This window comes from Pseudomonas sp. F-14 TE3623 (assembly GCF_053629015.1).
This window is the reverse complement of sequence record NZ_JBRJHM010000001.1, coordinates 5987167-6012935: the sequence shown is the minus strand read 5'-3', so window position 1 is coordinate 6012935 and position 25769 is coordinate 5987167. Positions and strand designations below refer to the sequence as shown.

General features: G+C 57.9%; 28 protein-coding genes and 1 tRNA gene. 24 read left to right on the top strand and 5 right to left on the bottom strand.

Features of this window, described 5'->3' with window-relative positions; all coding sequences use genetic code 11:
* Window positions 1-123 precede the first annotated feature (123 nt).
* From argJ to AB7M29_RS27925, 3 genes are all read left to right on the top strand, one after another.
* Window positions 124-1341 carry a bifunctional glutamate N-acetyltransferase/amino-acid acetyltransferase ArgJ gene (argJ, locus tag AB7M29_RS27935; protein WP_454248470.1) on the top strand — a complete coding sequence of 406 codons (1218 nt, stop codon included), beginning with the start codon at window positions 124-126 and terminating at the stop codon, window positions 1339-1341.
* Window positions 1342-1506: 165 nt separating this feature from the next.
* Window positions 1507-2139: a glutathione S-transferase family protein gene (locus AB7M29_RS27930; protein ID WP_052964292.1), complete on the top strand. Its 633-nt coding sequence runs from the start codon at window positions 1507-1509 to the stop codon at window positions 2137-2139.
* Window positions 2136-3086, top strand: a complete 951-nt coding sequence (locus AB7M29_RS27925) for a Nudix family hydrolase (RefSeq protein ID WP_454248469.1) — start codon at window positions 2136-2138, stop codon at window positions 3084-3086. Before AB7M29_RS27930 ends, AB7M29_RS27925 begins: the two co-directional genes overlap by 4 nt.
* Before the next feature lie 126 nt (window positions 3087-3212).
* Here AB7M29_RS27925 and AB7M29_RS27920 read toward each other — a convergent pair whose 3' ends face one another.
* The 3 genes from AB7M29_RS27920 to AB7M29_RS27910 are packed head-to-tail and all read right to left on the bottom strand — an operon-like array spanning window position 3213 to window position 6796.
* Window positions 3213-3794, bottom strand: a complete 582-nt coding sequence (locus AB7M29_RS27920; RefSeq protein WP_217854269.1) for a cob(I)yrinic acid a,c-diamide adenosyltransferase — start codon at window positions 3792-3794, stop codon at window positions 3213-3215.
* Between the two features lie 2 nt (window positions 3795-3796).
* The gene (locus AB7M29_RS27915) at window positions 3797-5833 is read right to left on the bottom strand and encodes a sensor histidine kinase (RefSeq protein ID WP_217854268.1); all 2037 of its coding nucleotides are present in this window, start codon (window positions 5831-5833) and stop codon (window positions 3797-3799) included.
* A gap of 45 nt (window positions 5834-5878) precedes the next feature.
* Complete coding sequence (locus AB7M29_RS27910; protein WP_217854267.1) at window positions 5879-6796, bottom strand: putative 2-dehydropantoate 2-reductase; 918 nt, start codon at window positions 6794-6796, stop codon at window positions 5879-5881.
* Window positions 6797-6936: 140 nt separating this feature from the next.
* Between AB7M29_RS27910 and AB7M29_RS27905 the strand changes: the two genes are divergently transcribed.
* Window positions 6937-7422, top strand: coding sequence for a YajQ family cyclic di-GMP-binding protein (locus AB7M29_RS27905; RefSeq protein ID WP_007906601.1), 486 nt, complete (start codon window positions 6937-6939; stop codon window positions 7420-7422).
* A 138-nt stretch (window positions 7423-7560) separates the two neighbouring features.
* Entirely contained in the window at window positions 7561-8403 is an 843-nt protein-coding gene (locus AB7M29_RS27900; protein WP_052964289.1) for a mechanosensitive ion channel family protein, read from the top strand.
* Window positions 8404-8568: 165 nt separating this feature from the next.
* Here AB7M29_RS27900 and AB7M29_RS27895 read toward each other — a convergent pair whose 3' ends face one another.
* A complete protein-coding gene (locus AB7M29_RS27895; RefSeq protein ID WP_217854266.1) occupies window positions 8569-9891 on the bottom strand; it encodes an OprD family porin in 1323 nt (440 codons plus the stop codon).
* Window positions 9892-10789: 898 nt separating this feature from the next.
* Here AB7M29_RS27895 and AB7M29_RS27890 point away from each other — a divergent pair.
* Entirely contained in the window at window positions 10790-11215 is a 426-nt protein-coding gene (locus AB7M29_RS27890; RefSeq protein ID WP_217854471.1) for an HIT family protein, read from the top strand.
* A gap of 3 nt (window positions 11216-11218) precedes the next feature.
* On the top strand, window positions 11219-11425 hold the full coding sequence (locus tag AB7M29_RS27885; protein WP_050683199.1) for a SlyX family protein: 207 nt from the start codon (window positions 11219-11221) through the stop codon (window positions 11423-11425).
* A gap of 76 nt (window positions 11426-11501) precedes the next feature.
* On the opposite strand, the gene AB7M29_RS27880 is transcribed toward AB7M29_RS27885, so the two are convergent.
* A complete protein-coding gene (locus tag AB7M29_RS27880; RefSeq protein WP_454248468.1) occupies window positions 11502-12104 on the bottom strand; it encodes a cold shock domain-containing protein membrane protein in 603 nt (200 codons plus the stop codon).
* Window positions 12105-12568: 464 nt separating this feature from the next.
* Between AB7M29_RS27880 and AB7M29_RS27875 the strand changes: the two genes are divergently transcribed.
* From AB7M29_RS27875 to AB7M29_RS27795, 17 genes are all read left to right on the top strand, one after another.
* Window positions 12569-12907 carry a ribbon-helix-helix domain-containing protein gene (locus AB7M29_RS27875; RefSeq protein ID WP_217854470.1) on the top strand — a complete coding sequence of 113 codons (339 nt, stop codon included), beginning with the start codon at window positions 12569-12571 and terminating at the stop codon, window positions 12905-12907.
* Between the two features lie 137 nt (window positions 12908-13044).
* Complete coding sequence (locus tag AB7M29_RS27870; RefSeq protein WP_010457489.1) at window positions 13045-13266, top strand: FmdB family zinc ribbon protein; 222 nt, start codon at window positions 13045-13047, stop codon at window positions 13264-13266.
* Window positions 13267-13388: 122 nt separating this feature from the next.
* On the top strand, window positions 13389-15164 hold the full coding sequence (gene aspS / locus AB7M29_RS27865; RefSeq protein ID WP_217854265.1) for an aspartate--tRNA ligase: 1776 nt from the start codon (window positions 13389-13391) through the stop codon (window positions 15162-15164).
* A 123-nt stretch (window positions 15165-15287) separates the two neighbouring features.
* Entirely contained in the window at window positions 15288-16034 is a 747-nt protein-coding gene (locus AB7M29_RS27860) for a YebC/PmpR family DNA-binding transcriptional regulator (RefSeq protein ID WP_008072427.1), read from the top strand.
* A gap of 158 nt (window positions 16035-16192) precedes the next feature.
* Entirely contained in the window at window positions 16193-16717 is a 525-nt protein-coding gene (gene ruvC, locus AB7M29_RS27855; RefSeq protein WP_007897036.1) for a crossover junction endodeoxyribonuclease RuvC, read from the top strand.
* A 114-nt stretch (window positions 16718-16831) separates the two neighbouring features.
* A complete protein-coding gene (ruvA, locus tag AB7M29_RS27850) occupies window positions 16832-17446 on the top strand; it encodes a Holliday junction branch migration protein RuvA (RefSeq protein ID WP_038981959.1) in 615 nt (204 codons plus the stop codon).
* A complete protein-coding gene (ruvB, locus tag AB7M29_RS27845; RefSeq protein ID WP_454248467.1) occupies window positions 17447-18508 on the top strand; it encodes a Holliday junction branch migration DNA helicase RuvB in 1062 nt (353 codons plus the stop codon). It abuts the gene before it with no gap.
* 127 nt (window positions 18509-18635) lie between these two features.
* Window positions 18636-19103 (top strand): tol-pal system-associated acyl-CoA thioesterase, encoded by a 468-nt coding sequence (gene ybgC, locus AB7M29_RS27840; RefSeq protein ID WP_007897031.1) that lies wholly within the window; start codon window positions 18636-18638, stop codon window positions 19101-19103.
* A complete protein-coding gene (tolQ, locus tag AB7M29_RS27835; protein ID WP_052964284.1) occupies window positions 19093-19788 on the top strand; it encodes a protein TolQ in 696 nt (231 codons plus the stop codon). Before ybgC ends, tolQ begins: the two co-directional genes overlap by 11 nt.
* A gap of 23 nt (window positions 19789-19811) precedes the next feature.
* Window positions 19812-20264, top strand: coding sequence for a protein TolR (gene tolR / locus AB7M29_RS27830; protein WP_162556275.1), 453 nt, complete (start codon window positions 19812-19814; stop codon window positions 20262-20264).
* Window positions 20264-21343 carry a cell envelope integrity protein TolA gene (gene tolA, locus AB7M29_RS27825; RefSeq protein WP_217854264.1) on the top strand — a complete coding sequence of 360 codons (1080 nt, stop codon included), beginning with the start codon at window positions 20264-20266 and terminating at the stop codon, window positions 21341-21343. The genes tolR and tolA overlap by 1 nt, the downstream gene beginning before the upstream one ends.
* A 29-nt stretch (window positions 21344-21372) precedes the next feature.
* Window positions 21373-22641, top strand: a complete 1269-nt coding sequence (tolB, locus tag AB7M29_RS27820) for a Tol-Pal system beta propeller repeat protein TolB (RefSeq protein ID WP_201060569.1) — start codon at window positions 21373-21375, stop codon at window positions 22639-22641.
* Window positions 22642-22693: 52 nt separating this feature from the next.
* On the top strand, window positions 22694-23191 hold the full coding sequence (gene pal, locus AB7M29_RS27815; protein WP_003178634.1) for a peptidoglycan-associated lipoprotein Pal: 498 nt from the start codon (window positions 22694-22696) through the stop codon (window positions 23189-23191).
* A gap of 6 nt (window positions 23192-23197) precedes the next feature.
* Window positions 23198-24046: a tol-pal system protein YbgF gene (gene ybgF, locus AB7M29_RS27810; protein WP_217854263.1), complete on the top strand. Its 849-nt coding sequence runs from the start codon at window positions 23198-23200 to the stop codon at window positions 24044-24046.
* Window positions 24047-24213: 167 nt separating this feature from the next.
* On the top strand, window positions 24214-24861 hold the full coding sequence (queE, locus tag AB7M29_RS27805; RefSeq protein ID WP_008072914.1) for a 7-carboxy-7-deazaguanine synthase QueE: 648 nt from the start codon (window positions 24214-24216) through the stop codon (window positions 24859-24861).
* Window position 24862: 1 nt separating this feature from the next.
* Entirely contained in the window at window positions 24863-25555 is a 693-nt protein-coding gene (gene queC / locus AB7M29_RS27800; RefSeq protein WP_454248466.1) for a 7-cyano-7-deazaguanine synthase QueC, read from the top strand.
* A 63-nt stretch (window positions 25556-25618) separates the two neighbouring features.
* Window positions 25619-25694 (top strand) — tRNA-Lys (locus tag AB7M29_RS27795).
* Window positions 25695-25769: the final 75 nt, after the last annotated feature.

Below are 25769 nucleotides of genomic sequence, written 5' to 3'. Positions count from 1 at the left end.
CGCTGAAATACCCGCGCCGCGACCGGCTTATGCCGTCGCGGCGTTTTGCCATTTAAACCACCGCGCCACGTTAAAAGAACGGGGTAATGACGGTGCAGACACTACTTTTTAAGGAGCGCATTCATGGCTGTTGGTCTTGGTCCTTTGCCAACGTTGCACCCGGTTGCCGGTTTTGAACTCGGTATCGCCTCGGCCGGTATCAAGCGCCCGGGGCGCAAGGATGTCGTGGTCATGCGCTGTGCCGAAGGTTCCACAGTGGCGGGCGTGTTCACCCTGAACGCCTTTTGCGCCGCTCCCGTAATCCTGGCCAAACAACGTGTGCAAGGCCCGGTACGTTACCTGCTGACCAACACCGGCAATGCCAACGCCGGCACCGGCGAGCCAGGCCTTGCTGCCGCCGAGCGCACTTGCGCCAAACTGGCTGAGCTGACCGGTGTCGATGCAAGCCTGGTGCTGCCGTACTCCACCGGTGTGATCGGCGAGCCGCTGCCGGTCGAAAAAATCGAAGGCGCGCTGCAAGCCGCCCTCGACGACCTGTCGGTCAACAACTGGGAAGCCGCCGCTACCGGCATCATGACCACTGACACCCTGCCAAAGGGCGCCAGCCGCCAGTTCCAGCATGACGGCGTGACCATCACCGTCACCGGCATCAGCAAAGGCGCGGGCATGATCCGCCCGAACATGGCGACCATGCTTGGCTACATCGCCACCGACGCCAAAGTCTCCCGCGACGTGCTGCAAAACCTGCTGCTGGACGGCGCCAACAAGTCGTTCAACCGCATCACCATCGACGGCGACACCTCGACCAACGACTGCTGCATGCTGATCGCCACCGGTCAGGCAGCACTGCCGGAAATCACCGAAGCCAGCGGTTCGCTGTTCGCTTTGCTGAAGCAAGCGGTGTTCGAAGTCTGCATGGACGTGGCCCAGGCCATCGTGCGCGACGGCGAAGGCGCGACCAAGTTTGTCACCGTGGAAGTCAACGGCGGCGGCAATCACCAGGAGTGCCTGGACGTCGGTTACACCGTGGCCCACTCGCCGCTGATCAAGACCGCGTTGTTCGCCTCCGACCCGAACTGGGGTCGCATTCTGGCCGCCGTGGGCCGTGCCGGCGTACCGAACCTGGACGTGAGCAAGATCGACGTGTTCCTCGGCGACGTGTGCATCGCCAGCCGTGGCGCTCGCTCTGCCACCTACACCGAAGCCCAGGGCGCGGCGGTGATGCAGCAGGAAGAAATCACCATCCGCATCGAGCTGGGTCGCGGCGATTGCAGCGAAACCATCTGGACCACTGACCTGTCCCACGAATACGTGAAGATCAACGCTGAGTACCGTACGTAAATAAGGTCCGGACCGAGTCGCGTCCTTCGCGAGCAAGCCCGCTCCCACATTCGATTGCATTTCTTCCGGAAGAACTCGGTCAACTGTGGGAGCGGGCTTGCTCGCGAAGGCGGCCGACCAGACACCAAAGATTCTGGTCCATCCCCCTATCAAAAGGTCCCGAATATGAGCCTCCACCTGATCATCGGCGACAAACTGTATTCCTCCTGGTCCCTGCGCGCCGCACTGGCCCTCGACCTGACCGGCGTGTCCTACACCGAAGAACTGATCAAGCTGAACCAGCCGGACACTCGCGAGCGCGTGCTCAAGCATTCGCCGACCGGGAAAGTCCCGCTGCTGAAAACCGAACACGGCACCGTCGCCGATTCTCTGGCGATTGCCGAATACCTGGCCGAACAATTTCCCGATGCCGGCCTGTGGCCTAAAGACACTGCCGCCCGTGCCCAGGCGCGTTCGGCGTGCGCGCAGATGCACAGCGGTTTTTTCGCCATGCGCAGCAATATGCCGTTCGACCTGAGCCACGATGCGCCACTGTCGCCGACCCCGCCTGAGGTTCAGGCTGAAATCGAGCGCATGCTGGCATTGTGGGCTGAATGTCGTGCCGTCGCGACTGAAACCGGCCCGTTCCTGTTTGGCGGCGCGACCCTGGCCGATGCGTTTTTTGCACCGATCGCCGTACGCCTGCGCACCTATCAGGTGAAGCTACCCGAGGCCGATGCGGCCTATGTCGAAACCATCTACCAATGGCCAGCCTTCAAGGCTTGGCGGAAGGCGGGTCTGGAGGAAATAGAGCGGTGAAACGAGTCCATGTAGCAGCCGCGGTTATCCGCGATAGCAGCGGCAAGATCCTCATTGCCCGCCGTGCCGACACCCAGCATCAGGGCGGTTTGTGGGAGTTCCCCGGGGGCAAGGTCGAGGATGACGAGTCCGTCGAAACGGCCCTGGCCCGCGAGCTTCACGAAGAGTTGGGCATTGTGGTCAACACCGCGCGGCCGATGATCAAGGTCCGCCACGATTACCCGGACAAGCAGGTGTTGCTGGATGTCTGGGAAGTCTCGGCGTTTACCGGCGAACCCCATGGCGCCGAAGGTCAGCCTTTGGCTTGGGTGACCGCACGGGAGCTGGTGGATTACGAATTTCCGGCCGCCAACCAGCCGATCGTCGCCGCTGCACGCTTGCCCGGCGACTACCTGATCACCCCGGAGGGCCTGGAAACCCCGGCCTTGCTGCGCGGTATCCAGAAAGCCATCGCTGGCGGCATCAAGCTGATTCAATTGCGCGCACCCAACGGCTACGACCCGCAATACCGCGATCTGGCGGTGGACGCGGCGGGGCTGTGTGCCGGCAAGGCGCAGTTGATGATCAAAGGGCCGTTTGAATGGCTGGGGGATTTCCCGTCTGCCGGTTGGCACATCACGTCGGCGCAGTTGCGCAAGTACGCGGCAGCGGGGCGACCGCTACCGGCGTCGCGCTGGTTGGCAGCGTCCTGCCACAATGCTGAGGAACTGGCGCTGGCCGAGCAGATGGGCGTGGACTTCGTGACCCTGTCGCCGGTACAGCCGACACAGACTCATCCGGATGCGTTGCCATTGGGTTGGGAGCAGGCTTCGACTTTGATCGAGGGCTTTAGCAAACCGGTGTTTTTGCTTGGTGGGGTTGGCCCGGCGGAGCGGCAGAAAGCCTGGGAAGCGGGGGCGCAGGGTGTGGCGGGGATTCGGGCGTTTTGGCCTGATTCTTCTGTGTAGCCACTGGCCCCTTCGCGAGCAAGCCCGCTCCCACAGTTGACCGAGTTCTTCCTGAAGAAATGCGATCGAATGTGGGAGCGGGCTTGCTCGCGAAGGCTGCTGATCAGACGAAAAACATCTTCCTGATTAAACCCCGGGTTTCGCTGCCGCTTGCCACAAAATCTCGGTAATCCCCTGACGCTTGGCAATCAACCGTGCCGCCACAAACAACAAATCCGACAACCGATTGATATACGCCAAGCCAACCCCGGCCAACGGCTCGATCGCATTCAACTGCTGACAGCGCCGCTCGGCGCTACGTGCCAGGCAGCGGCATACATGAGCCTGGGCAATCAGCGCCGAACCGCCCGGCAGAATGAAATTCTCCAGTGGTCCCAACTCTTCATTCCACACATCGATCGCCGCTTCCAGTCGCTCGACTTCTGCCGTGTTCAGTGCCTGATAAACCGGCATCGCCAGTTCGCCACCCAGGTCGAACAACCGATGTTGGCAGGGCGCCAACACCTCGATTACTTCGTTCAACCCCGGATACGTATCACTTTGCGCCGCCAACCCGGCCAACAGCACACCCACCTGGCTGTTCAGCGTATCGACCTCGCCAATGGCCTCGATGCGCGGATGGTCCTTGGGCACCCGGCGGCCATCGCCGAGCCCGGTTTCGCCTTTGTCGCCAGTGCGGGTGTAAATCTTCGACAAGCGAAAGCCCATGGTTACCTCGACAGCTGATTGAGTTCTTGAGAAACCACCGGAGTGCCCGACAACGGCAGGCGCAAGGTGAAACAGGTACCTTGGCCCGGCGTCGATTGCACTTCCATCTGGCCTTTGTGGTTGTTGGTGATGATGAAATACGAGACCGAGAGGCCAAGGCCGGTGCCCTGACCGATTTCCTTGGTGGTGAAGAACGGCTCGAACGTGCGTTTGCGCACGTTCTCGCTCATGCCGATGCCGTTGTCCTCGACCTGAATTTCCGCCCACGGAGGATTCAGTTTTGTACGCAGAATGATCCGCCCCGGTTCGCGATCGTCGGTACGCTGGTGAATGGCTTGCGCGGCGTTTTTCAGCAGGTTGAGCAGCACTTGTTCCAGTTCGTTGGCGGTGCCGGGCACCGGGCCCAGTGCTGGATCGAACTGCCGAATGATCGCCTGACCCTTGAAGTCGAAACCGATGGCCAGGTCGAAGTCGTTGCCGGCGATTTCCACCGCTTGATCGATCAGCGCCGGCAAATCGCAGGGAGCCATCTGCCGGGTACTGCGGCGGCTGAAGCTGAGCATGTGGGTCACGATTTTTGCCGCCCGGGCGCCAGCCTGTTGAATGCCATCGAGTAACTGCGGCACTTCGCGAGCTTTCAAGTACTGGTTGACCGTTTCCAGCTCAATGCCCAGTTGCTCGGCTTGCTCGAGGTTTTTCGGCAGATCGGGTGACAGGCGCCGACGTATGTTCTGCACGTTGTGCAGGATTGCGCCCAGTGGATTATTGATCTCGTGAGCCATGCCGGCGGCGAGGCCGCCGACCGAGAGCATTTTTTCCGACTGCACCATCATTTCTTCCAGGGACAGACGCTGAGTGATGTCATCGATCCGGATTACCACGCCGCGCCCGGCCCCCCCCATCAACGGGTAGAACGTCAGGGCGTAATGCCGGGGCTCTTCGTCCTTGAGCCAGGTAACACGTTCGATCTTCGCCACTGTGTGCTGCTCGACGGTTTGCCTGAGTTGCGGCAGGAACGGTTTGAGCGGTTCGAAGGCGAGGAAGATCGGCTGGTTCAAGGCTTCGTCGAGACGCGTACCGGACAGGGCGCTGGCTTCCTGATTCCACTGAGTCACGTAGAGCTGCTCGTCGAGGGCGATCAGTGCCGACGGCATGGAGTCGATGATGCTGTTGAGGTAGTTCTGGAAACCGGTGAGTTTTTTCTCGATCTTGCTGCGCACCTGAACTTCCAGTTCCAGCTTGCGGTTGGTGTGACGGGTCTCTTCGGCCAGCCCCTGGGCCTGATCGTAAGCGGCTTGGGAATCGTCGCGGGCGCGCTTGAGTTGTTGCTCCCGAGCCTCGATGCGCGAGAGCATGGTGTTGAACGCTTCGGCGAGGCTACCGATTTCGTCGTGGTTGCCGCGAGAGGCGCGCAAGGCATAGTTCTCTTCCCGGGTGACTTGCCGGGACAACTCTTCGAGCTGATGGATCGGCCGGGTAATCAGGCGTTTGATCTGCCGGGCAATCACCAGCCATAACAGCACGCTGAAGATCAGAATCCCCAGGCTGGCGGTCAGGGTCCCGGTGTAGAACGCCATCGGCAACTCGCTGCTGGCCACCAGCAGCAAGTGCCCCGGCGCAACGCCGGGACGGGGCAGGGTAATCACTTGATTGCTGCGAAACTCCGTGGCTTGCCACGCTTCGAGGTGCCGGTAGTGCTCCGGCAGGTTCAGCTTGTCGCCGTGTTGCAATTGCGCCAGACGCACGCCTTTACCGTCATAGAGCGCTGCTGCACGCAGCGGCGTATAGCTGCTGAGTTCGTTGAGCAGGCGCTCGGCGGTTTGCGGCGACTTCAGGGCTTCGGAGATCAGGCTCGGGTTGGACACCAGTCGGCCGATGGTCTGCAAGGCCTGGGGGGCCATGCTTTCCTGGGAGATGTAATAAGCGGCGCTGATAAAGGTCAGGTTGGCGACCAGTAAAACGGTGGTCAACAGCACCAGCAGGGCGGCCAGCAGTTTCTGGCCGACTGGAAGGTTTTCAAGGCGCTGGCGCAATGGCATCAGGTTCATCGCTGAAAAGGAACAAGTGGCCAGCGTAGCCGCTGCTCAGTCGCTGGGCAATCCAAGGCTGCGCAGATGGGCGATCAAGCGCTGCTGTAATTGATTGAGGTGGGGCAAGTTCAACTGATGCCGCGACGCGACTTTGCAGGCATGGCCCAACAGGTAGCTGATTTCGGTGCGGCGCTGATTCGCGACGTCCTGGTACATCGAGGAGAAATTGGCCGCGGTGGCCTGGATCACCCGTTCGACTTCCTCCCGGAGATTTTCCGCCGCTGCCGGTTGGCCGCAGTGCTCAAGCAGCTCGGTGAGCTCGGCGCACAGGGTGGCGACTTCGCAATGGTGTTGCTGCAAACCGCCGTTGCGGCATTCGTGCAGCACGGTCAGCGGGTTGATCGCACAATTGAGCGCCAGTTTTCGCCACAGCCTTGTGAGGATGTCCGTGCTCCATTCATGGGGAATACCGGCGGCGCTCAAGTCCTCCAGCCAGATCGGTGCCACTGGATGGCCGACGTCCCCCAGCCAGGTGTAGCCGTGGCCGGCGAACACTACCCGCCAGTCGCCATCGCGAAACGCGCCTTCGGTGCTGGAGGCGAAGATGCAGCGCGCCTGAGGCACCAGCGCGGCAACCGCGTCCTGACTGCCAAGGCCATTCTGCAACAGGATCAGTTCGGCGTTGGGTGTCAGACGGTGGGCGAGTTGGGCGACGGCTTTCTCGGCATCGTAGGCTTTGCAGGCCACCAGCAGACGGCTGATGGGCTCGCCGCTGTCGGCCGTTTCGCCGGGCACCGGATACAGCTGCGCTTCGCCATGTTCGACCAGCGTCAGCCCGCCAGCCGTCTGATAGGCCTGTAAGCGTGTCGCGTCCCGCACGATCAGCCTGACCGGCACGTCAGCCCGTGCCAGACGTGTGGCCCAAAGGGTGCCGAGGCTGCCGGCGCCGAGAATATGCCAAGGGGTAGACATCAGCTTTTTGCCCGGTTTGTCGCTGGCATGTGAGGCTCGCAGTATCGGTTGGAAAAGACCCGTTATAATGAGCCCGATTTTAACCGCAAGCCAAGCGCGCTCCATCGTTATCGAGCGTGCCTTTTTATTGGAGAGATTACATGCCGTCGTTCGACGTGGTATCCGAACTGGACAAACACGAAGTCACCAACGCGGTCGAGAACGCCGTCAAGGAACTCGATCGTCGTTATGACCTGAAAGGCAAAGGCACCTTCGAGTTCAAGGAAAAGGACCTGACCGTCAACCTGACCGCGGAAGCCGATTTCCAGCTCGAAGCGATGATCGAGATCCTCAAGCTGGCCTTGGTCAAGCGCAAGATCGACGTGCAATGCCTTGAAGTCAAGGATGCCTACGCATCGGGCAAGTTGATGAAGCAGGAAGCGGTCCTCAAGGAAGGCATCGACAAAGAGCTGGCGAAGAAAATCGTCGCTCACGTCAAAGACGCCAAGCTCAAGGTCCAGGCCGCCATTCAGGGCGAGCAAGTGCGCATCACCGGCAAGAAACGTGACGATTTGCAGGAAGCGATTGCCGCCCTGCGCGCCAAGACGTTCGACATGCCGCTGCAGTTCAACAACTTCCGCGACTGACTTTTCAAGCGGGAACCTCTTGGCGTTTTCGACGTCCGAGGCCCAAGCAACGGCAGAAACGATTGAATCCCCCACGGGTTCGGTCTTTCTGCCGCTCATTTTTTGCGTGCCGGGTAGCCGGAAATCAGGAGAAAAAAGATGGATTTGAATGCTGAAGTGGACAACCTGGTCAAGGCATCCCAAGCCTGGATTCCGATGATCATGGAATACGGCAGCCGCGTGCTGCTGGCGGTGATTACCCTGGCCATCGGCTGGTGGCTGATCAACAAAGTCACGCAAAAGCTTGGCGGCCTGCTGGCGTTGCGTAATGCCGACCTGGCGCTGCAAGGTTTCATCAGCAGCCTGGCGAACATCATCCTCAAGGTTCTGCTGATCGTCAGCGTAGCGTCGATGATCGGTGTGGAAACTACTTCGTTCGTCGCAGCCATCGGTGCAGCCGGCCTGGCGATCGGTCTGGCCTTGCAGGGTAGCCTGGCGAACTTCGCTGGCGGCGTGCTGATTCTGTTGTTCCGCCCGTTCCGTATTGGTGACTGGATCGAAGCTCAAGGTGTTGCCGGTACTGTCGACAGCATCCAGATCTTCCACACCGTACTGCGTACCGGCGATAACAAAACCATCATCGTGCCTAACGGCAATCTGTCGAACGGCATTATCACCAACACCAACCGTCAGCCGACCCGCAAGGTGGTATTTGATGTAGGTGTGGCTTACGAGGCGGATTTGCAAAAGGCCCGTGAAGTATTGCTGGAATTGGCCAAGGACCCGCGTGTATTGGCTGATCCGGCACCGGAAGCCGTGATTTCCACGCTGGGCGACAGTTCGATTACTGTTTCCCTGCGGGTGTGGGTGAAGACCGCTGACTATTGGAATGTGATGTTCATGTTTAACGAACAATCGCGTGACCGTTTGAAAACAGCCGGTATCGATATTCCGTTTCCGCAGCGAGTTATTCGTATGGTTCAGGAAACTGTGCCGCAATAACGTCTCGGATATAACCTGGCGATGAGGTCAGGTTTAAACTAGTTAGCTTGCTATTTAAGAAGTTGTGTTGGCGCTGGTATGTAGTGGATACAAAAAAACCGCTCACCTGGAATCAGGTAAGCGGTTTTTGTTTGTTGCTGGTGTAGCTATCGTACTCCCGCTGAATTACAAAATGCTCAGTGGGTACTCGATGATTACACGGGTGTCGTAGTTGTCAGATGCATAGCCGCTGTAAGCGCCGTTCGAGCGATAGTTGGCGAAACGTACGCGGAACGACAGGTCTTTGGCTGGACCTTCCTGCATAACGTACTTGGACTCAACGTTCCACTCGTTTTCTTTGCCTTCGCCCAGACCGTTGGTGGTGATGTGATCACCCATTACGTAACGGGTCATGAAGCTCAGGCCCGGTACACCGTAGGTCTTCATGTTCAGGTCGTAGCGAGCCTGCCAGGAGCGCTCGTCGCGACCTACGAAGTCGGAGATCTGAATGGAGTTGGCTACAAAGATAGTGCTGTTGCCGTCAACGCCATAGTAGTAAGCGTTGTCGCCGCTGGAGCGTTGGTGAGCAACGGTGAACTTGTGGGCACCGATGCTATAGGCAGCGGCCAGGGACCACAGATTGTTGTCTACGCCGAGGGTGCCGTCGCCAATGGCGTCAACCTGATCGCCGCGGTCATCGCCTTTGGTTTTATAACCGTTGAAGTCGAAGTTCAGGGACTGATCGTCGTTGATTGGCAGGGTGTAGTTCAGGTTGACGTAGTATTTTTTGAAGTAGTCTTCAGCATCCGACGCAGCCACAGCACCGGTGAAGTTATCAGTGAAAGAGTAGCTGGCACCGAAGATGTTGATGCCGTTGCTCAGGCCTTTGCCGTGATTACCATCTTCATCTGGCAGGCCGCCGATGCTGTCGCGAGCCATGCCGGTTTGTTTGCTCAGAGCGGTGAAGCGACCGGCGGTCAGTTCCAGGCCTTTGATCTCTTTGGAAGTGATCAGGGTACCGGTAGCAACTTCTGGCAGCATACGGCTGTCGTCAGTAGCGAATACTGGGCTGGCAACAAACTGCTGGCCGTATTTCAGCACGGTGTCGGAAAGACGCAGTTTTACTGCACCGCCAATCTTGCCCTGGGATTTTTCAGGGTTGTTATCGCTATCGACTGCGAACAGACCGGTACCACGGTGGCCCGAACCGCCATCAAGTTTGACCGCGCCCATTGCCATGGCATCGAGACCGAAGCCTACTGTGCCTTGAGTGAAGCCCGACTCGTAAGTGAGCAACTGGCTGATACCGGACTCCTGACGATAGCCGGAGTCTGCGTTGTTACGTGCACCGTTCTTGAAATCACGGTTCATGTACTCAAAACGGGTTTTGAGTTTCAAGCTCTGGTCGCCGAAGAAACCCTTGGAGTCATCTTGAGAAGACGCCACTGCGAACTGAGAGGTACCAGCTGCAACAGCCAGTGCGATCATGCTCCACTTCATCACGCGCATCGTGATTTGCTCCTTTGGTTTTTAGAAGAGTACTGCCGTCCCGCCTGTTTTATTATCCGGGCGGCTCTTTCTTTTTGTGTCGGCGCAAACTTATATCACGCCGACCATGTTGGCGATACTTGCGCATCTAACCTTTCAGCTTCTTTATGACCCTGTCGCAAATGGCTGGGTAGATGTCGCAAATTCACAATCCCGACGCAATCGGACTGACAACTTTAGCGCTGTTTTCCATCGCTTGAGCATCGGTAAAAAAGAGTCCCTGGTCCTGCACTTGAATCTCCATCGGGCAATCCTGCCACTGTTTTTATTGGCCTTAAGGCTTCCACTTCCAGCGGACGCCTTATAGACGATATAGGTGTGAATGCAACAAGCGTGCACAAATCGAAATTCTGTTGCTGTTTTTTTCCAAAGGCCTGCCTGCTGCTGTAAAAACCCCATAAAACCGGGGGGCTCAAGCTCGTTTTTCTTGAGCTTGACGCCATGCTTCGCATCGTGTTTACCACATCGAACCAGTGGGGGCGACAACCAAAAACGTTACCGGTTCACCCCGTCAGTGAGTAGTTAGCGGATGCTGACGCACTGAGCGTAGACGCGTTGTGCGGTTTTGGTGCAAAAAATTTCAATTGCTGTACCGAATTCACACAGTGTCGCTTTGTGATCGAATCGAGCAGTCCGTTGTTTATCGGTCATTTCGGCATTTTTTGTGCGGGGGCTGGTTCTGTCATGGTGCATGCCGGATCAAAATGGCTCATGTCGGGGCGTCCGGAGGACGCTGCAGGTGGCAGTTCGTCGTGAAGCGCATGGCGTTCGCAGGTATGCTGCCGTCCTGTCGCTTGGCGCGCCGTCTTTTGGTATGGGCGCTAAGCTGAAAAAAGATCACCAGAGGGGAGTGCGCGCTGTGTTCGCTTTAGATCCACGACTTCAACAAGACACGTTGCCGATTGGCGATTTCCCGCTCTGCCGGTTGCTATTGTCCAATGATTCGAACTACCCATGGTTCATCCTCGTGCCACGCCGCGAGGATATCAGTGAGATATTTCAGTTAGATGTCGCAGATCAACAGCAGCTGTGGCAAGAAACAACCGCGCTGGCGGAAATGCTCAAGGACTCGTTCGATGCGGATAAGTTGAACGTCGCGGCCTTGGGTAATGTAGTCAGTCAGCTGCACATGCATGTGATTGTGCGCAAGCGTGAGGACGCTGCCTGGCCAGCCCCGGTCTGGGGCAAGCAGCAGGCTTTACCCTACAATCCAGAGCAGATCGCGACGATTCGCGAACGGCTGCGTCTGGTGTTGACCGATGACTTCACGTTTCTGGAGGGTTGAGTCATGAGCCTGGAAGAACGCGTTACCGATCTGGAAAGCCAGTTGGCATTTCAGGATGACACCATCCAGGCATTGAGTGATGTGCTGGCGACGCAGCAGCGCGCAGTGGAACGCCTGCAACTGCAAATGGCCGCATTGCTCAAGCGGCAAGAGGAAATGGCCGGTCAGTTCGAGTCCTTCGAAGAAGAGGCGCCACCGCCGCATTACTGAGCCGCATTAGTGAAAAGCCGGCCATAAAAAAACCGCGAACAGCCTGGGCTGTTCGCGGTTTTTTTTAGCCTTGGAGTCAGCGACGCGGCAGGGCGGCGATCACATCTTCGGCTTGCAGGCCTTTGTCACGGTTCATGACAGAGAACTCCACGCGCTGGCCTTCGACCAGAACACGGTGGCCTTCACCGCGAATTGCCCGGAAGTGCACAAAAATATCATCACCGGAATCACGGGAAATAAAGCCGAAGCCTTTGGAGGTGTTGAACCATTTAACGGTGCCAGTATCGCGGTTGCTCATGTCATAGCTTGGCGAAGCGGCGGCCGGTGAAGATTTGTAGAAGCTGACGGCCAGGTGCAGAAAAATGGCGATCAGGGCAACGATCAGACTGAACAGAACGGCAGGTTGACCGGCGATGACAGGCATCGGGGCGATCAGCGTCAGGGTTTGCAGCACGACAGCCAGAACCAGCAGGGCACTGACCAGGTTTTGCAGTTGATGACGCGGGCCTTTGTTCCAGTAAGGGATAACAGGTGCAAGGGTGAGGTTGAGCAGGCCGAAAAAGGCCAGGTACAGCGCATCAGGTTGTTGCAGGTAAGGTACCGCTTCGGATCGCAGGCTAGGGATGAAGGACAGCAGCAGGGCTGCTGCGCCCATTAGCAGGTGGACGATTTTCAACATTTTGATTAACTCACGTTAAGACGGATCACAAGGAAGAGCTGATGGAGCACGGTTCGCTTCAGAACAATAAGAGGCGTTGGACACGTACCCGGTATCAGCCTATGCGCAACCCCCGGAAAATAGGCGGTAGCGACACACTGCCTATTTAACAGCAAAGCCCGCGGCTACTCAAATCAGGCAGTCCAGCGGTGCTTTCCACTGGCCGGTGGGCGAATGACGCTTGCTGAGTGTTGTTCGCGCGCAGTGTTCCTCGGATCTATTGCCTTTTCCTTGAGTGATGTTGCGTCAGTACCTGTGGGAAAACGTCCGGCCTAGGACGTGCTCCATGATCTCCCCTCCGTTGTTGGCTTATCCTACGTTGATGGTCATAAAGTCATCTGGATATGCCGGTGCGCCTGCGCTTTTATAAGGAAACGGAATATGACTCTTATAAGCAGCAAGGATGGCAAAGGAGTGTCAACGGTATGGTTCATGAAGACAGGCGAAACGAGGGGAGGGTCGGTCCACTCAAGGAGGTAAGGATTGATTCATTAGTCAGCGAATTCGATATGGGCCTGGCCCAGCCATTGTCCCGGTCAGTGCGTTTGAATGGCTTTGCGACCTGTTTGCGGCTGGAGCAGGTCTATTGGGATATTTTGGGTGATATGGCCAAGGTCAATTGCTGCTCGGTCAGTGCGCTGTTGTCCCACGTGGATCGCGAAGTGCATCTGCGTCATGGCGGGGTGAAGAACTTCACCGGGCTGGTGCGCGTGGTCTGCGTCGTGCACAGCCTGAAGGAGGGAAGTTGCCTCGTCATTGCTTAGCGGTTGGTGGTTGATCGGGTCGAGTGTCGGTCTGTGCAGTCTTACGGCTGCACAGGCTGCATTTAATGGATATAATCCCGCCCTTTGCCGCAAAGCCCAGCATGCGCGGTAGCAATCTGATCGCCGAGACAACCCCCATGCCGATGTACGACTATCAATGTGCTTCCTGTGGTCATCAGTTGGAAGCCATTCAAAAGATCAGCGCAGCACCGCTGGTCGACTGCCCTGCCTGCCAGGCGCCAGAGCTTAAAAAGATGCTGTCCATGCCGGGCTTCCGCCTCAGCGGCACCGGCTGGTACGAAACCGACTTCAAGACCGGTTCCAAGAAGAATCTGGCCGGTGGCGACAAAGCTGACTAGGGTCTAGCGCCCGGGCTGAATGACACGCGTGAGCTCTTGCATCATCTGGCACCTTATTTAAGTGTGGGGGTGCGGCAAGACCTCCAACCGAATTTCGAATTACGAGAAGTGAAACCACTACCATGATGCGCAGCCATTATTGCGGCCAACTGAACGAAAGCCTGGAAGGCCAGGAAATTACCCTTTGCGGATGGGTTCACCGTCGCCGTGACCACGGTGGGGTGATTTTCCTCGATATCCGTGATCGTGACGGTCTGGCCCAGGTGGTGTTCGACCCGGACCGCGCTGAATCCTTCGCCGCCGCTGATCGCGTGCGCAGCGAATACGTGGTCAAGATCACCGGCAAGGTTCGCCTGCGTCCGGCCGGTGCCACCAACGCCAACATGGCGTCGGGCATGATCGAAGTGCTGGGCTACGAGCTGGAAGTATTGAACGAAGCGGAAACCCCGCCGTTCCCGCTCAACGAGTTCTCCGACGTCGGCGAAGAAACCCGCCTGCGTTATCGCTTCCTTGACCTGCGTCGCCCGGAAATGCTCGAGAAGCTGCGTCTGCGTTCGCGCATGACCACCAGCATCCGTCGCTTCCTGGACGAGAACGGCTTCCTCGATGTCGAGACGCCGATTCTGACCCGCGCCACGCCAGAAGGCGCTCGCGACTACCTGGTGCCGAGCCGTACTCACGCAGGTAGCTTCTTCGCCTTGCCGCAATCGCCACAGCTGTTCAAGCAGCTGCTGATGGTCGCCGGCTTCGACCGTTACTACCAGATCGCCAAGTGCTTCCGCGACGAAGATCTGCGCGCCGACCGTCAGCCGGAATTCACCCAGATCGACATCGAGACCAGCTTCCTCGATGAAAAAGAGATCATGGGCATCACCGAACAAATGATCCGCAACCTGTTCAAGGAGGTGCTGGACCTGGAGTTCGGCGACTTCCCGCACATGACCTTCGAAGAGGCCATGCGTCGTTACGGTTCCGACAAGCCGGACCTGCGTAACCCGCTGGAACTGGTTGACGTTGCCGATCAACTGAAAGAAGTCGACTTCAAGGTGTTCAGCGGCCCTGCCAACGACCCGAAATGCCGTGTTGCCGCCTTGCGCGTTCCCGGCGCGGCAAGCATGCCGCGCAAGCAGATCGACGACTACACCAAGTTCGTCGGCATCTACGGTGCCAAGGGCCTGGCGTACATCAAGGTCAACGATCGTGCTGCCGGTGTTGAAGGCCTGCAGTCGCCGATCGTGAAGAACATTCCGGAAGCCAACCTCAACGTGATCCTCGATCGCGTCGGTGCAGTCGATGGCGACATCGTGTTCTTTGGCGCCGACAAAGCCAAGATCGTCAGCGAAGCCCTGGGCGCGCTGCGGATCAAGGTGGGTCACGATCTGAACCTGCTGACCTGCGAGTGGGCACCGATGTGGGTCGTCGACTTCCCGATGTTCGAAGAAAACGACGACGGCAGCTTCACCGCGTTGCACCACCCGTTCACCGCGCCGAAGTGCACGCCGGAAGAATTGGAAGCCAACCCGGCAGCCGCGCTGTCCCGTGCCTACGACATGGTCCTGAACGGCACCGAGCTGGGTGGCGGTTCGATCCGTATCCACCGCAAGGAAATGCAACAGTCGGTGTTCCGTCTGCTGGGTATCAGCGAAGCGGAACAGGAAGAGAAGTTCGGCTTCCTGCTCGACGCCCTGAAATACGGTGCGCCGCCGCACGGTGGTCTGGCCTTCGGTCTGGACCGTCTGGTGATGCTGATGACCGGCGCCCAGTCGATCCGTGAAGTGATCGCCTTCCCGAAAACCCAGAGCGCTGCCTGTGTCATGACTCAGGCACCAGGTCTGGTGGATGCCAAGGCACTGCGCGAACTGCACATTCGTCTGCGCGAAACGCCTAAAGCTGAGTAAGGCTGACCAGAAGGGCGCATCTTCGGATGCGCCCTTTCTTTATACAATGGTCGAGATTTTTATTTGCTGGCTGGCGCATCATGGCGTGGCGGGCAATGTTTCAAAGAGAATTCGGAGCGAGTTATGGCGGGTCATTCCAAGTGGGCGAACATCAAGCACCGCAAAGAACGTCAGGATGCCAAGAAGGGCAAGATTTTCACCAAGTGGATTCGTGAACTGACGGTTGCTGCTCGTCAGGGTGGCGGTGATCCCGGCTCCAACCCGCGTTTGCGTCTGGCGCTGGATAAAGCGCTGGGTGCGAACATGAGCCGCGACATCATCGATCGCGCGGTTGCTCGTGGTGCCGGTGCCGCCGATACCGACGACATGGTCGAACTGACCTACGAAGGTTACGGCCCGGGCGGTGTGGCGGTGATGGTCGAATGCATGACCGACAACCGCAACCGCACCGCAGCGGCTGTTCGCCATGCGTTCAGCAAGTGCGGCGGCAACCTCGGCACCGACGGTTCGGTGGCTTATCTGTTCGAACGCAAGGGGCAGATTTCCTTCGCGCCTGGCGTTGATGAAGATGCATTGATGGAAGCGGCCATGGAGGCCGACGCCGATGACGTGGTGACCCACGAAGACGGCTCGATCGACGTGTTTACCTCGTTCGCCGGCTTCTATTCCGTGCGCAACGCTTTGGAGGCTGCCGGCTTCAAGGGCGATGATGCGGAAATCGTCATGCTGCCGACCACCAGTGCCGAACTGGACCTGGAAGGCGCCGAGAAGGTTCTGAAGCTGATCGACATGCTTGAAGACCTGGATGACGTGCAAAACGTGTATTCCAACGCCGACATTCCAGAGTCGGTCGCCGCTCAGCTCGGATAAGGGCGACTAAGATTCAGTGTGGGAGCTGGCTTGCCTGCGATGGCGGCGTGTCAGGCTACATCATTGTTTGATGTGCCTACGCCATCGCAGGCAAGCCAGCTCCCACATTTGTTATTCGCTGTGTTGAATATCGTGCTCTTACCTAACCCGCAGGCGTTATGACTTTAATTCTTGGAATCGACCCCGGTTCGCGTATCACCGGTTATGGCGTGGTACGTGATACCGGGCGTGGCTGCGTGTACGTGGCGTCGGGCTGTATTCGCACGGGCTCCGGCGAGTTGCACGAGCGTCTGCAAATCGTCTATCGGGGTGTGCGTGAAGTGATCCAGACCTATGGCCCGGTGACCATGGGCATTGAAAAAGTCTTCATGGCCCGCAATGCCGACTCCGCCCTCAAGCTCGGCCAGGCGCGCGGCGCAGCCATCGTGGCCGGTGCCGAGGAAAGCCTGGAAATCGCCGAATACACCGCGACCCAGGTCAAACAGGCGGTGACCGGCACCGGCGGGGCGAACAAAGAACAAGTGCAAATGATGGTCATGCACATGCTGAAATTGACCAGCAAGCCGCAAATCGATGCTTCGGATGCCCTGGCCATCGCGATTTGCCACGCTCACACCCGTTCCAGCCTGTTGCCTCATGGTCTGGGTACAGCACGCAGTCGTGGCGGGCGCCTGCGTCTCTGATAGCATCAGCAATCATTTTTTATGGAATGAGGTTTTGCGCCTGTGTTGTCGGCGCAAAACTCTTGTTCTGTCAGTCGCCAGCCCTGATCTGGCCAAGGCTCAAGGATCTGAAACGTGATTGGACGCTTGCGCGGCACTTTGGCTGAGAAACAGCCGCCGCACCTGATTCTGGATGTAAATGGTCTGGGGTATGAGCTGGAAGTGCCCATGACCACGCTTTATCGCTTGCCGTCGGTCGGTGAACCACTGACCTTGCACACCCATTTGGTCGTACGCGAAGACGCGCAGTTACTCTATGGCTTCTTTGGCAAGCGCGAGCGAGACTTTTTCCGCGAGTTGATCCGTCTCAATGGTGTGGGGCCGAAACTGGCGCTGGCCTTGATGTCGAGCCTGGAGGTCGACGAACTGGTTCGTTGCGTGCAGTCCCAGGACACTTCGGCGCTGACCAAGGTGCCGGGCGTGGGCAAGAAGACGGCTGAGCGTTTGTTGGTGGAACTCAAGGATCGCTTCAAGGCTTGGGAAACCGTGCCAGCGATGTTCGCATTGGTGCCAAACCAGCCGGGTGGGCCAGATGCGCCTCCGGTCGCCACCGCCGAAAATGACGCGGTCAGTGCGCTGATTTCCCTGGGCTACAAGCCGCAGGAGGCCAGCAAGGCGATTTCCGCGATCAAGGAGAAAGGTTTGAGCAGTGAAGACATGATTCGTCGTGCCCTTAAGGGAATGATCTAAGTGATTGAAGCTGATCGTCTGATCGCCGCCACGGGAGGTCCCCGTGACCGCGAGGAAGTCCAGGACCGGGCGATTCGTCCCGTCAGCCTGGCCGAATACATTGGCCAGCCGACCGTTCGCGAGCAAATGGAGTTGTTCATCCAGGCCGCGCGCGGGCGCAATGAGTCACTGGATCACACGCTGATTTTCGGTCCTCCGGGTTTGGGTAAAACCACCCTGGCCAACATCATTGCCCAGGAAATGGGTGTGTCGATCAAAAGCACTTCGGGGCCGGTCCTTGAGCGTCCGGGTGATTTGGCGGCGTTGCTGACCAACCTTGAACCCCATGACGTGCTGTTCATCGACGAGATCCATCGGTTGTCGCCGATCGTCGAAGAAGTGCTGTACCCGGCCATGGAAGATTTCCAGCTCGACATCATGATTGGCGAAGGGCCGGCCGCGCGCTCGATCAAACTCGATCTGCCGCCGTTCACCCTGGTCGGCGCAACCACCCGGGCCGGCATGCTGACCAACCCGTTGCGCGACCGTTTCGGGATCGTCCAGCGCCTGGAGTTCTACAACAACGCCGACCTGGCAACGATTGTCAGCCGTTCGGCGAACATTCTCGGTTTGCCGCTGGACCCGGAAGGCGCCTTCGAAATCGCCCGCCGTGCCCGTGGCACGCCGCGGATCGCCAACCGCTTGCTGCGTCGGGTCCGGGATTTTGCCGAGGTCCGCGCCAAGGGCCACATCACCAAGCCGATCGCCGACCTGGCGCTGAACCTGCTGGATGTCGACGAGCGAGGCTTCGACCATCAGGACCGACGCCTGCTGCTGACCATGATCGAGAAGTTCGACGGTGGGCCGGTGGGGGTGGACAGTCTGGCGGCGGCAATCAGCGAAGAACGCCACACCATTGAAGACGTGCTGGAGCCATATTTGATCCAGCAGGGCTATATCATGCGCACTCCGCGGGGGCGGGTGGTCACTCGGCATGCGTACCTGCACTTCGGTTTAAACATCCCGTCACGATTAGGCGAGATGCCCGTGGTAGACGAGTTCCTCGATGCCGTGGACGATTAGTCACCTTTGCGCGCTGATTTATTCGGGGTTTGTGCTGTCCCAGGACCGTACTTTCGCCAGAAAGCCGCGAATCAATGAAAAACAGTTGCCTGGCCGGATTGGCAACCTGAGGAGTAAGCACTAGAGTATGCGCGCGCAAAACGGGCTTGAGCCTTTCGCACATCGTTGTCGCGTTTATTACGAGGACACCGATGCGGGCGGCATCGTGTATTACGTCAATTACCTCAAGTTTATGGAACGGGCTCGAACCGAGCGGCTCCGAGAGCTGGGCTTTGCCCAGTCGGCGCTGGCAGGGGAGGACCTGTTGTTTGTCGTGCATTCCAGCGAAGCGCGTTACCACGCGCCGGCGCGACTGGACGACGAACTGCTGGTAAGCGCTGAAGTAATTGAATTGAACCGGGTCAGCCTGCGCTTCAAGCAGCAAGTCAGGCGGGCTACGGATAATGCGCTGCTCTGCGAAGGGCAGTTTCTGGTGGCCTGTGTGCGCACCAACAGTTTAAAACCCCGGGCCATTCCCGAAGCTCTACGTGCGGCCTTTGCCGACGTGAGCGGCGCGGGTACACACTCAAAGCAGGAGATAAAGCGTGGAAGCTAACGTCGTCGACCATTCCTCCATGTGGAGCCTGGTCAGCAATGCCAGTATCGTGGTGCAACTGGTAATGCTGATCCTGGTAGCCGCATCGGTGACCTCATGGATCATGATTTTTCAGCGCAGCAACTTGCTGCGCGCCGGTCGACGTGCCCTGGAGAGCTTTGAAGAGCGCTTCTGGTCTGGCATCGACCTGTCCAAACTCTACCGTCAGGCCGGTAGCAACCCTGATCCGGATTCGGGCGTCGAGCAGATCTTCCGTGCCGGCTTCAAGGAGTTCTCCCGTCTGCGTCAGCAGGCAGGCGTTGACCCGGAAGCAGTCATGGAAGGCGTGGCCCGTGCCATGCGCGTGGCCATCTCCCGTGAGGAAGAAAAGCTCGAGCAGAGCCTGCCATTCCTCGCCACCGTCGGTTCCGTCAGCCCGTACATCGGTCTGTTCGGTACGGTCTGGGGCATCATGAACTCCTTCCGTGGTCTGGCAACTGCCCAGCAAGCGACCCTGGCCACTGTGGCCCCGGGTATTGCCGAAGCACTGATTGCTACCGCGATCGGTCTGTTCGCCGCCATCCCGGCCGTTATCGCTTACAACCGTTTTGCTGCTCGCAGCGAAACCCTGCTGGGCCGTTACTACACCTTCGCCGACGAATTCCAGGCGATCCTGCACCGCAAAGTGCACACCAGCGAAGAATAAGCAGGTAATTTCCAATGGCTTTAATCGCTCGAGCTCGCAAAAAGCGCAAGCCGGTTGCCGAGATGAACGTGGTGCCTTACATCGACGTGATGTTGGTACTGCTGGTCATCTTCATGGTGACCGCGCCGATGCTCAATCAGGGCGTGAAAGTTGATCTGCCCAAGGTTTCCAGCGAAGCCTTGCCGCAGGACAACAACACTCAGGTCCTGACCATTTCGATCAAGTCTGACAAGACCTACTACTGGAACCTTGGCAGCGAAGTCGACACCGAAAAGCAGCAGGACAAGGCCATGACCTTGCCGCAAATGACTGACGCGGTGACCAAGATCATTCGCGCCGGTACTGAAGGCGGCAAGCGTACCCAGGTATTCATTCGCGGCGACAAGACTGTCGATTACGGCTCCGTCATGGGCGCGATGGGCGGGTTGCAGAAAGCCGGGGTCGGTAATGTTGGCTTGATTACCGAGGCACCCTGATGCAGCAAATGCGAGAGCCGTCCGCCTCGGAAAGCTACTTCTGGCCTAGTGTCTGGGCGATTGTCTTGCACGTGCTGGTTTTCGGCATGCTGTTTGTCAGTTTCGCCTTCACACCGGAGCTGCCGCCGGCCAAGCCCATTGTCCAGGCGACCTTGTACCAGCTGAAATCGAAAAGTCAGGCGACCACCCAGACCAATCAGAAGATTGCGGGTGAGGCGAAGAAATCTGCCGCGCGCCAGACCGAAGTCGAACAGATGGAACAGAAAAAGATCGAGCAGGAAGCGATCAAGGCCGCGGAACAAAAGAAGGAAGATGCGGCTCAAAAAGCCGAAGAATCCAAGAAGGCCGACGAGACGAAGAAAGCGGAAGAGGCAAAAAAGGCTGATGAAGCCAAGAAAGCCGATGAAGCCAAGAAGACCGCCGAAGCCAAAAAGGCCGAAGAGAAACAATTGGCTGATATAGCCAAGAAGAAATCTGAAGAAGAAGCCAAGAAAGCTGCTGAAGAAGAGGCCAAGAAAGCGGCCGCTGAAGAAGCGAAGAAAAAGATCGTCGAAGACGCGAAGAAGAAAGCCGCCGAAGACGCCAAGAAGAAATCTGAAGCTGAAGAGGCGAAAAAGAAAGTCGCCGAAGACGCGAAGAAGAAAGCTGCTGCCGATGCCGCGAAGAAAAAATCGCAGGAAGCGGCACGTAAATCCGTCGATGAGAAAAAGGCTCAGGCCCTGGCAGATTTGCTTTCCGACACGCCGCAGCGTCAGCAGGCCTTGGCCGATGAGCAGGGTGACGAAGTCGCCGGCAACTTCGATGACCTGATTCGCTCGCGTGCTTCTGAAGGTTGGGCGCAGCCACCGTCGGCCCGCAAGGGCATGAAAGTGATCCTGCAAATCAACATGCTGCCTGACGGAACGATCTCCGGCGTATCGGTTGCCCGTTCCAGTGGTGATGTGCCGTTCGACAGTTCAGCGGTAGCGGCGGTAAAAAATATTGGTCGATTGACCGAAATGCAGGGTCTGAAGCCAGCTGATTTCGCACCCTATCGTTCATTCAAGATGACATTCACACCTGAGGATCTAGCCTTGTGAGAAACCTTCTTCGAGGACTGCTTGTAGTCATGTTCTGCTTTGCGGGACTGGCCACGGCAGATGAAAAAAATATCCTGGTCAGCAGTGGTAGCTCCCAGGCAACTCCAATTGCCGTAGTGCCATTCGGTTTCCAGGGTGGCACCGTGCTGCCGGATGACATGGCCGAGATCATCGGTAACGACCTGCGTAACTCGGGTTACTACGCACCGATTCCAAAGCAGAACATGATCAGCCAGCCAAGCCAGGCGAGCGAAATCATTTTCCGTGACTGGAAGGCTGTTGGCGCCCAGTACATTATGGTCGGCAGTATCGTTCCAGCGGGCGGTCGCCTGCAGGTTCAATACGCACTGTTCAACGTCGCCACCGAGCAGCAAGTGCTGACCGGCAGCGTGTCGGGCAGCGTCGATCAACTGCGCGACATGGCGCACTACATCTCCGACCAGTCGTTCGAGAAACTCACCGGTATCAAAGGTGCGTTCTCGACTCGTCTGCTGTACGTGACGGCCGAGCGGTTCTCCGAGAAGAACACTCGCTACACGCTGCAACGTTCGGACTATGATGGCGCCCGTGCCGTGACCCTGCTGCAATCGCGCGAGCCAATCCTGTCGCCGCGTTTTGCACCGGATGGCAAGCGTATTGCCTACGTGTCGTTCGAGCAGAAGCGTCCGCGCATTTTCATGCAGAACATCGACACCGGTCGCCGTGAGCAGATCACCAACTTCGAAGGCCTGAATGGTGCGCCAGCATGGTCGCCGGATGGTCAGCGTTTGGCATTCGTGCTGTCGAAAGACGGTAACCCGGACATTTATGTAATGAACCTGGGTTCGCGTCAGATCAGTCGCGTTACCAACGGTCAAGGCATCAACACCGAACCGTTCTGGGGTAAAGATGGTTCGACCATCTACTTCACCTCCGACCGTGGCGGCAAGCCACAGATCTACAAAACCAGCGCAAGCGGTGGTGGTGCGGAGCGTGTGACCTTCATTGGTAACTACAACGCCAACCCTAAACTGTCGGCCGATGAAAAGACCCTGGTGATGATCCATCGTCAGGAAGGCTTCACCAATTTCAAGGTGGCGGCCCAGGATCTGCAGCGAGGTAGTGTAAAGATCCTCACTGATAGCACTCTGGACGAGTCACCTACTGTTGCGCCCAACGGCACCATGGTAATCTACGCCACCCGCCAGCAGGGCCGGGGAGTCTTGATGCTCGTGTCCATTAATGGACGCGTAAGGCTCCCGCTTCCTACCGCACAAGGCGAAGTCAGAGAACCTTCCTGGTCCCCTTACCTGAACTGACGCGGCGCTACACGTTGTACTTAACACACTGGGGTTCATTAGGAGTTTCACGATGGAAATGCTGAAGTTTGGTAAATTTGCTGCGCTGGCTCTGGCCATGGCTGTAGCTGTAGGTTGCTCGTCCAAAGGCGGCGACAATGCCGGTGAAGGCGCTGTTGATCCAAACGCTGGTTACGGCGCAAACACTGGTGCTGTTGACGGCTCCCTGAGCGAAGAAGCTGCTCTGCGCGCAATCACCACCTTCTACTTCGAATACGACAGCTCGGACCTGAAGCCAGAAGCCATGCGCGCTCTGGACGTTCACGCCAAAGACCTGAAAGCAAACGGCGCTCGCGTTGTTCTGGAAGGCAACACCGACGAACGTGGTACTCGTGAGTACAACATGGCACTGGGCGAGCGTCGTGCGAAAGCCGTTCAGCGCTACCTGGTACTGCAAGGTGTTTCCCCAGCTCAGCTGGAACTGGTTTCCTACGGCGAAGAGCGTCCAGTTGCTACCGGCAACGACGAGCAGTCCTGGGCTCAAAACCGTCGCGTCGAACTGCGTAAGTAATTCGTCATGCGAACGTGCCGTCGTGCTGTAACTGTTTTGGCTCTCAGCCTCGCACCGTTTGCGGTGTGGGCTGCGGTTCCTGTGGTCGAGGACAACTCCGGCTATAACAATAGCGGGAGTAGTTATCCGCCTGCGGGTTACGGTACGAACGGCGCCTATGCCGGGGGAGGGGTTTCGGCCCCTGTCTCGGCACAGGGCGAGCTGTTCAACCAACTGCAATCGATGCAGGAGCAGATCTCACGCCAACAGGGTGTGATCGAAGTTCTGCAAAATGATGTAGCGCGCATGAAGCAAGAGAACCTGGAGCGATATCAGGATCTTGATCGGCGCATAGGAACCGGCGTTGCACCAGCCGCGACTCCTGATAATTCTTCCACCGGTGGCAATTTGAATGCCCCCGGTGCAGCAGCAGCCGGCGCAGGTGCCGGAGCGGCAGCCGCTGCCACACAAGCGCCTGCCGCGGGTAGCGAACCGGCTGATCCGGCGAAGGAAAAACTGTATTACGATGCAGCCTTCGACCTGATCAAGGCCAAGGATTTCGACAAGGCCAGCCAGGCTTTCGCCGCATTCCTGCGCAAATACCCGAACAGCCAATACGCGGGCAACGCCCAGTACTGGTTGGGTGAAGTGAACCTGGCCAAAGGCGATCTGCAGGGTGCAGGTCAGGCATTTGCCAAGGTTTCGCAGCTGTACCCCAAGCACCCCAAAGTGCCTGATTCGCTGTACAAGCTCGCTGATGTAGAGCGCCGCCTCGGTCATACCGACAGGGTCAAAGGCATTCTGCAGCAGGTTGTGTCCCAATATCCGGGTACTTCCGCCGCTCAGTTGGCCCAGCGTGATCTGCAAAAAATGTAAGGGCTGCTTGACCCGTTTCGAAGAAACCCGCGCTTGTCGCGGGTTTTTTCGTTAGAATTCACGCCCTTTTTATGAAACACGCTTTTTGGGATCTGCGCGTTGGCGAGGTTCCTTGAAGTGCCTGACGGAGGCGGACAGCCTGTTTAGCTGTTACGCCCGTGGCGACTATGCAAGACACATTGAGAATCACCGAAGTTTTCTACTCGTTGCAGGGTGAAACGCGGACTGCCGGGCTGCCCACTGTTTTTGTGCGCCTGACCGGTTGCCCATTGCGTTGCCAATACTGCGACAGCGCCTACGCGTTCACTGGCGGCACCATTCGCACGCTCGACGACATCCTCGAGCAAGTGGCCGGTTTTCGTCCGCGTTATGTTTGTGTCACGGGTGGCGAACCCCTGGCGCAACCGAATGCCATTCCCTTGCTCAAGCAGTTATGTGACGCCGGCTACGAAGTGTCCCTGGAAACCAGTGGCGCGCTGGATATCTCGGCGGTCGATCCACGAGTCAGTCGCGTCGTCGATCTGAAAACCCCGGGTTCGAAAGAAGCGCACCGCAACCGCTACGAGAACATCGAGCTGCTCACGCCTAACGATCAGGTAAAGTTTGTCATCTGCTCGCGGGAAGACTACGACTGGGCCGTGTCCAAGCTGATTCAATACGGTCTGGATCAGCGTGCCGGCGAAGTCCTGTTCTCGCCGAGCCACCATGACCTGAACGCGCGTGATCTGGCGGACTGGGTGGTGGCGGACAATCTGCCTGTGCGTCTGCAATTGCAGCTGCATAAATATCTTTGGAATGACGAGCCGGGGCGCTGAAATGACTGAACAAACGAACACTGCAGAAAAACGTGCGGTCATCTTGCTGTCCGGCGGTCTCGACTCCGCGACAGTCGTGGCCATGGCCCGTGCTGAAGGCTACCGCTGCTACACCATGAGCTTCGATTATGGTCAGCGGTCACACGCCGAATTGCACGCCGCCGCACGTGTCGCCCAAGACTTGGGTGTGGTCGAGCACAAGGTGATCGGCCTGAACCTGAACGGTATCGGCGGTTCGGCCCTGACCGACACTAGCATCGATGTGCCGGAAACACCGGGTGAAGGTATCCCGGTGACTTACGTGCCAGCGCGAAACACCGTGTTTCTGTCCCTGGCCCTGGGTTGGGCCGAAGTGCTGGGCGCACGTGACATCTTTATCGGTGTCAACGCGGTGGATTACTCCGGTTATCCGGATTGCCGTCCCGAGTTCATCGAAGCCTTTGAGCGCATGGCCAACCTGGCGACCAAGACCGGGGTAGAAGGGCAGGGCTTCCGTATCCAGGCGCCACTGCAGAACCTGAGCAAGGCCCAGATCGTTCAGGCCGGCGTGAAGCTTGGCGTCGATTACGGGCTGACCGTTTCCTGCTATCAGGCAGACGATAATGGCCGCGCCTGCGGTAAATGCGACAGCTGCCGCCTGCGTGCAGAAGGCTTCGCGGCGGCCGGTGTGACTGACCCAACACCTTATTTTTGATTTATTTCAAATTAGGTGTTGAATAGTCCTTAAAAATCAGTATTATACGCGCCACCACACAGCGGGTCGTTAGCTCAGTTGGTAGAGCAGTTGGCTTTTAACCAATTGGTCGTAGGTTCGAATCCCACACGACCCACCATTTTAAAAAATCTGGAAGGCCCACGTAAGTGAGGATTTCCGGGTTTTTTTTTGCCCGCGATTTGAGGTCGACTCA

Bases quoted from the DNA above. Each gene is read 5' to 3' on its own strand.
- argJ (WP_454248470.1), top strand. From the start codon at position 124: ATGGCTGTTGGTCTTGGTCCTTTGCCAACGTTGCACCCGGTTGCCGGT.
- AB7M29_RS27930 (WP_052964292.1), top strand. From the start codon at position 1,507: ATGAGCCTCCACCTGATCATCGGCGACAAACTGTATTCCTCCTGGTCC.
- AB7M29_RS27920 (WP_217854269.1), bottom strand. From the start codon at position 3,794: ATGGGCTTTCGCTTGTCGAAGATTTACACCCGCACTGGCGACAAAGGC.
- AB7M29_RS27915 (WP_217854268.1), bottom strand. From the start codon at position 5,833: ATGCCATTGCGCCAGCGCCTTGAAAACCTTCCAGTCGGCCAGAAACTG.
- AB7M29_RS27910 (WP_217854267.1), bottom strand. From the start codon at position 6,796: ATGTCTACCCCTTGGCATATTCTCGGCGCCGGCAGCCTCGGCACCCTT.
- AB7M29_RS27905 (WP_007906601.1), top strand. From the start codon at position 6,937: ATGCCGTCGTTCGACGTGGTATCCGAACTGGACAAACACGAAGTCACC.
- AB7M29_RS27900 (WP_052964289.1), top strand. From the start codon at position 7,561: ATGGATTTGAATGCTGAAGTGGACAACCTGGTCAAGGCATCCCAAGCC.
- AB7M29_RS27895 (WP_217854266.1), bottom strand. From the start codon at position 9,891: ATGCGCGTGATGAAGTGGAGCATGATCGCACTGGCTGTTGCAGCTGGT.
- AB7M29_RS27885 (WP_050683199.1), top strand. From the start codon at position 11,219: ATGAGCCTGGAAGAACGCGTTACCGATCTGGAAAGCCAGTTGGCATTT.
- AB7M29_RS27880 (WP_454248468.1), bottom strand. From the start codon at position 12,104: ATGTTGAAAATCGTCCACCTGCTAATGGGCGCAGCAGCCCTGCTGCTG.
- AB7M29_RS27875 (WP_217854470.1), top strand. From the start codon at position 12,569: ATGGTTCATGAAGACAGGCGAAACGAGGGGAGGGTCGGTCCACTCAAG.
- AB7M29_RS27870 (WP_010457489.1), top strand. From the start codon at position 13,045: ATGCCGATGTACGACTATCAATGTGCTTCCTGTGGTCATCAGTTGGAA.
- aspS (WP_217854265.1), top strand. From the start codon at position 13,389: ATGATGCGCAGCCATTATTGCGGCCAACTGAACGAAAGCCTGGAAGGC.
- AB7M29_RS27860 (WP_008072427.1), top strand. From the start codon at position 15,288: ATGGCGGGTCATTCCAAGTGGGCGAACATCAAGCACCGCAAAGAACGT.
- ruvC (WP_007897036.1), top strand. From the start codon at position 16,193: ATGACTTTAATTCTTGGAATCGACCCCGGTTCGCGTATCACCGGTTAT.
- ybgC (WP_007897031.1), top strand. From the start codon at position 18,636: ATGCGCGCGCAAAACGGGCTTGAGCCTTTCGCACATCGTTGTCGCGTT.
- tolA (WP_217854264.1), top strand. From the start codon at position 20,264: ATGCAGCAAATGCGAGAGCCGTCCGCCTCGGAAAGCTACTTCTGGCCT.
- tolB (WP_201060569.1), top strand. From the start codon at position 21,373: ATGTTCTGCTTTGCGGGACTGGCCACGGCAGATGAAAAAAATATCCTG.
- pal (WP_003178634.1), top strand. From the start codon at position 22,694: ATGGAAATGCTGAAGTTTGGTAAATTTGCTGCGCTGGCTCTGGCCATG.
- ybgF (WP_217854263.1), top strand. From the start codon at position 23,198: ATGCGAACGTGCCGTCGTGCTGTAACTGTTTTGGCTCTCAGCCTCGCA.
- queE (WP_008072914.1), top strand. From the start codon at position 24,214: ATGCAAGACACATTGAGAATCACCGAAGTTTTCTACTCGTTGCAGGGT.
- queC (WP_454248466.1), top strand. From the start codon at position 24,863: ATGACTGAACAAACGAACACTGCAGAAAAACGTGCGGTCATCTTGCTG.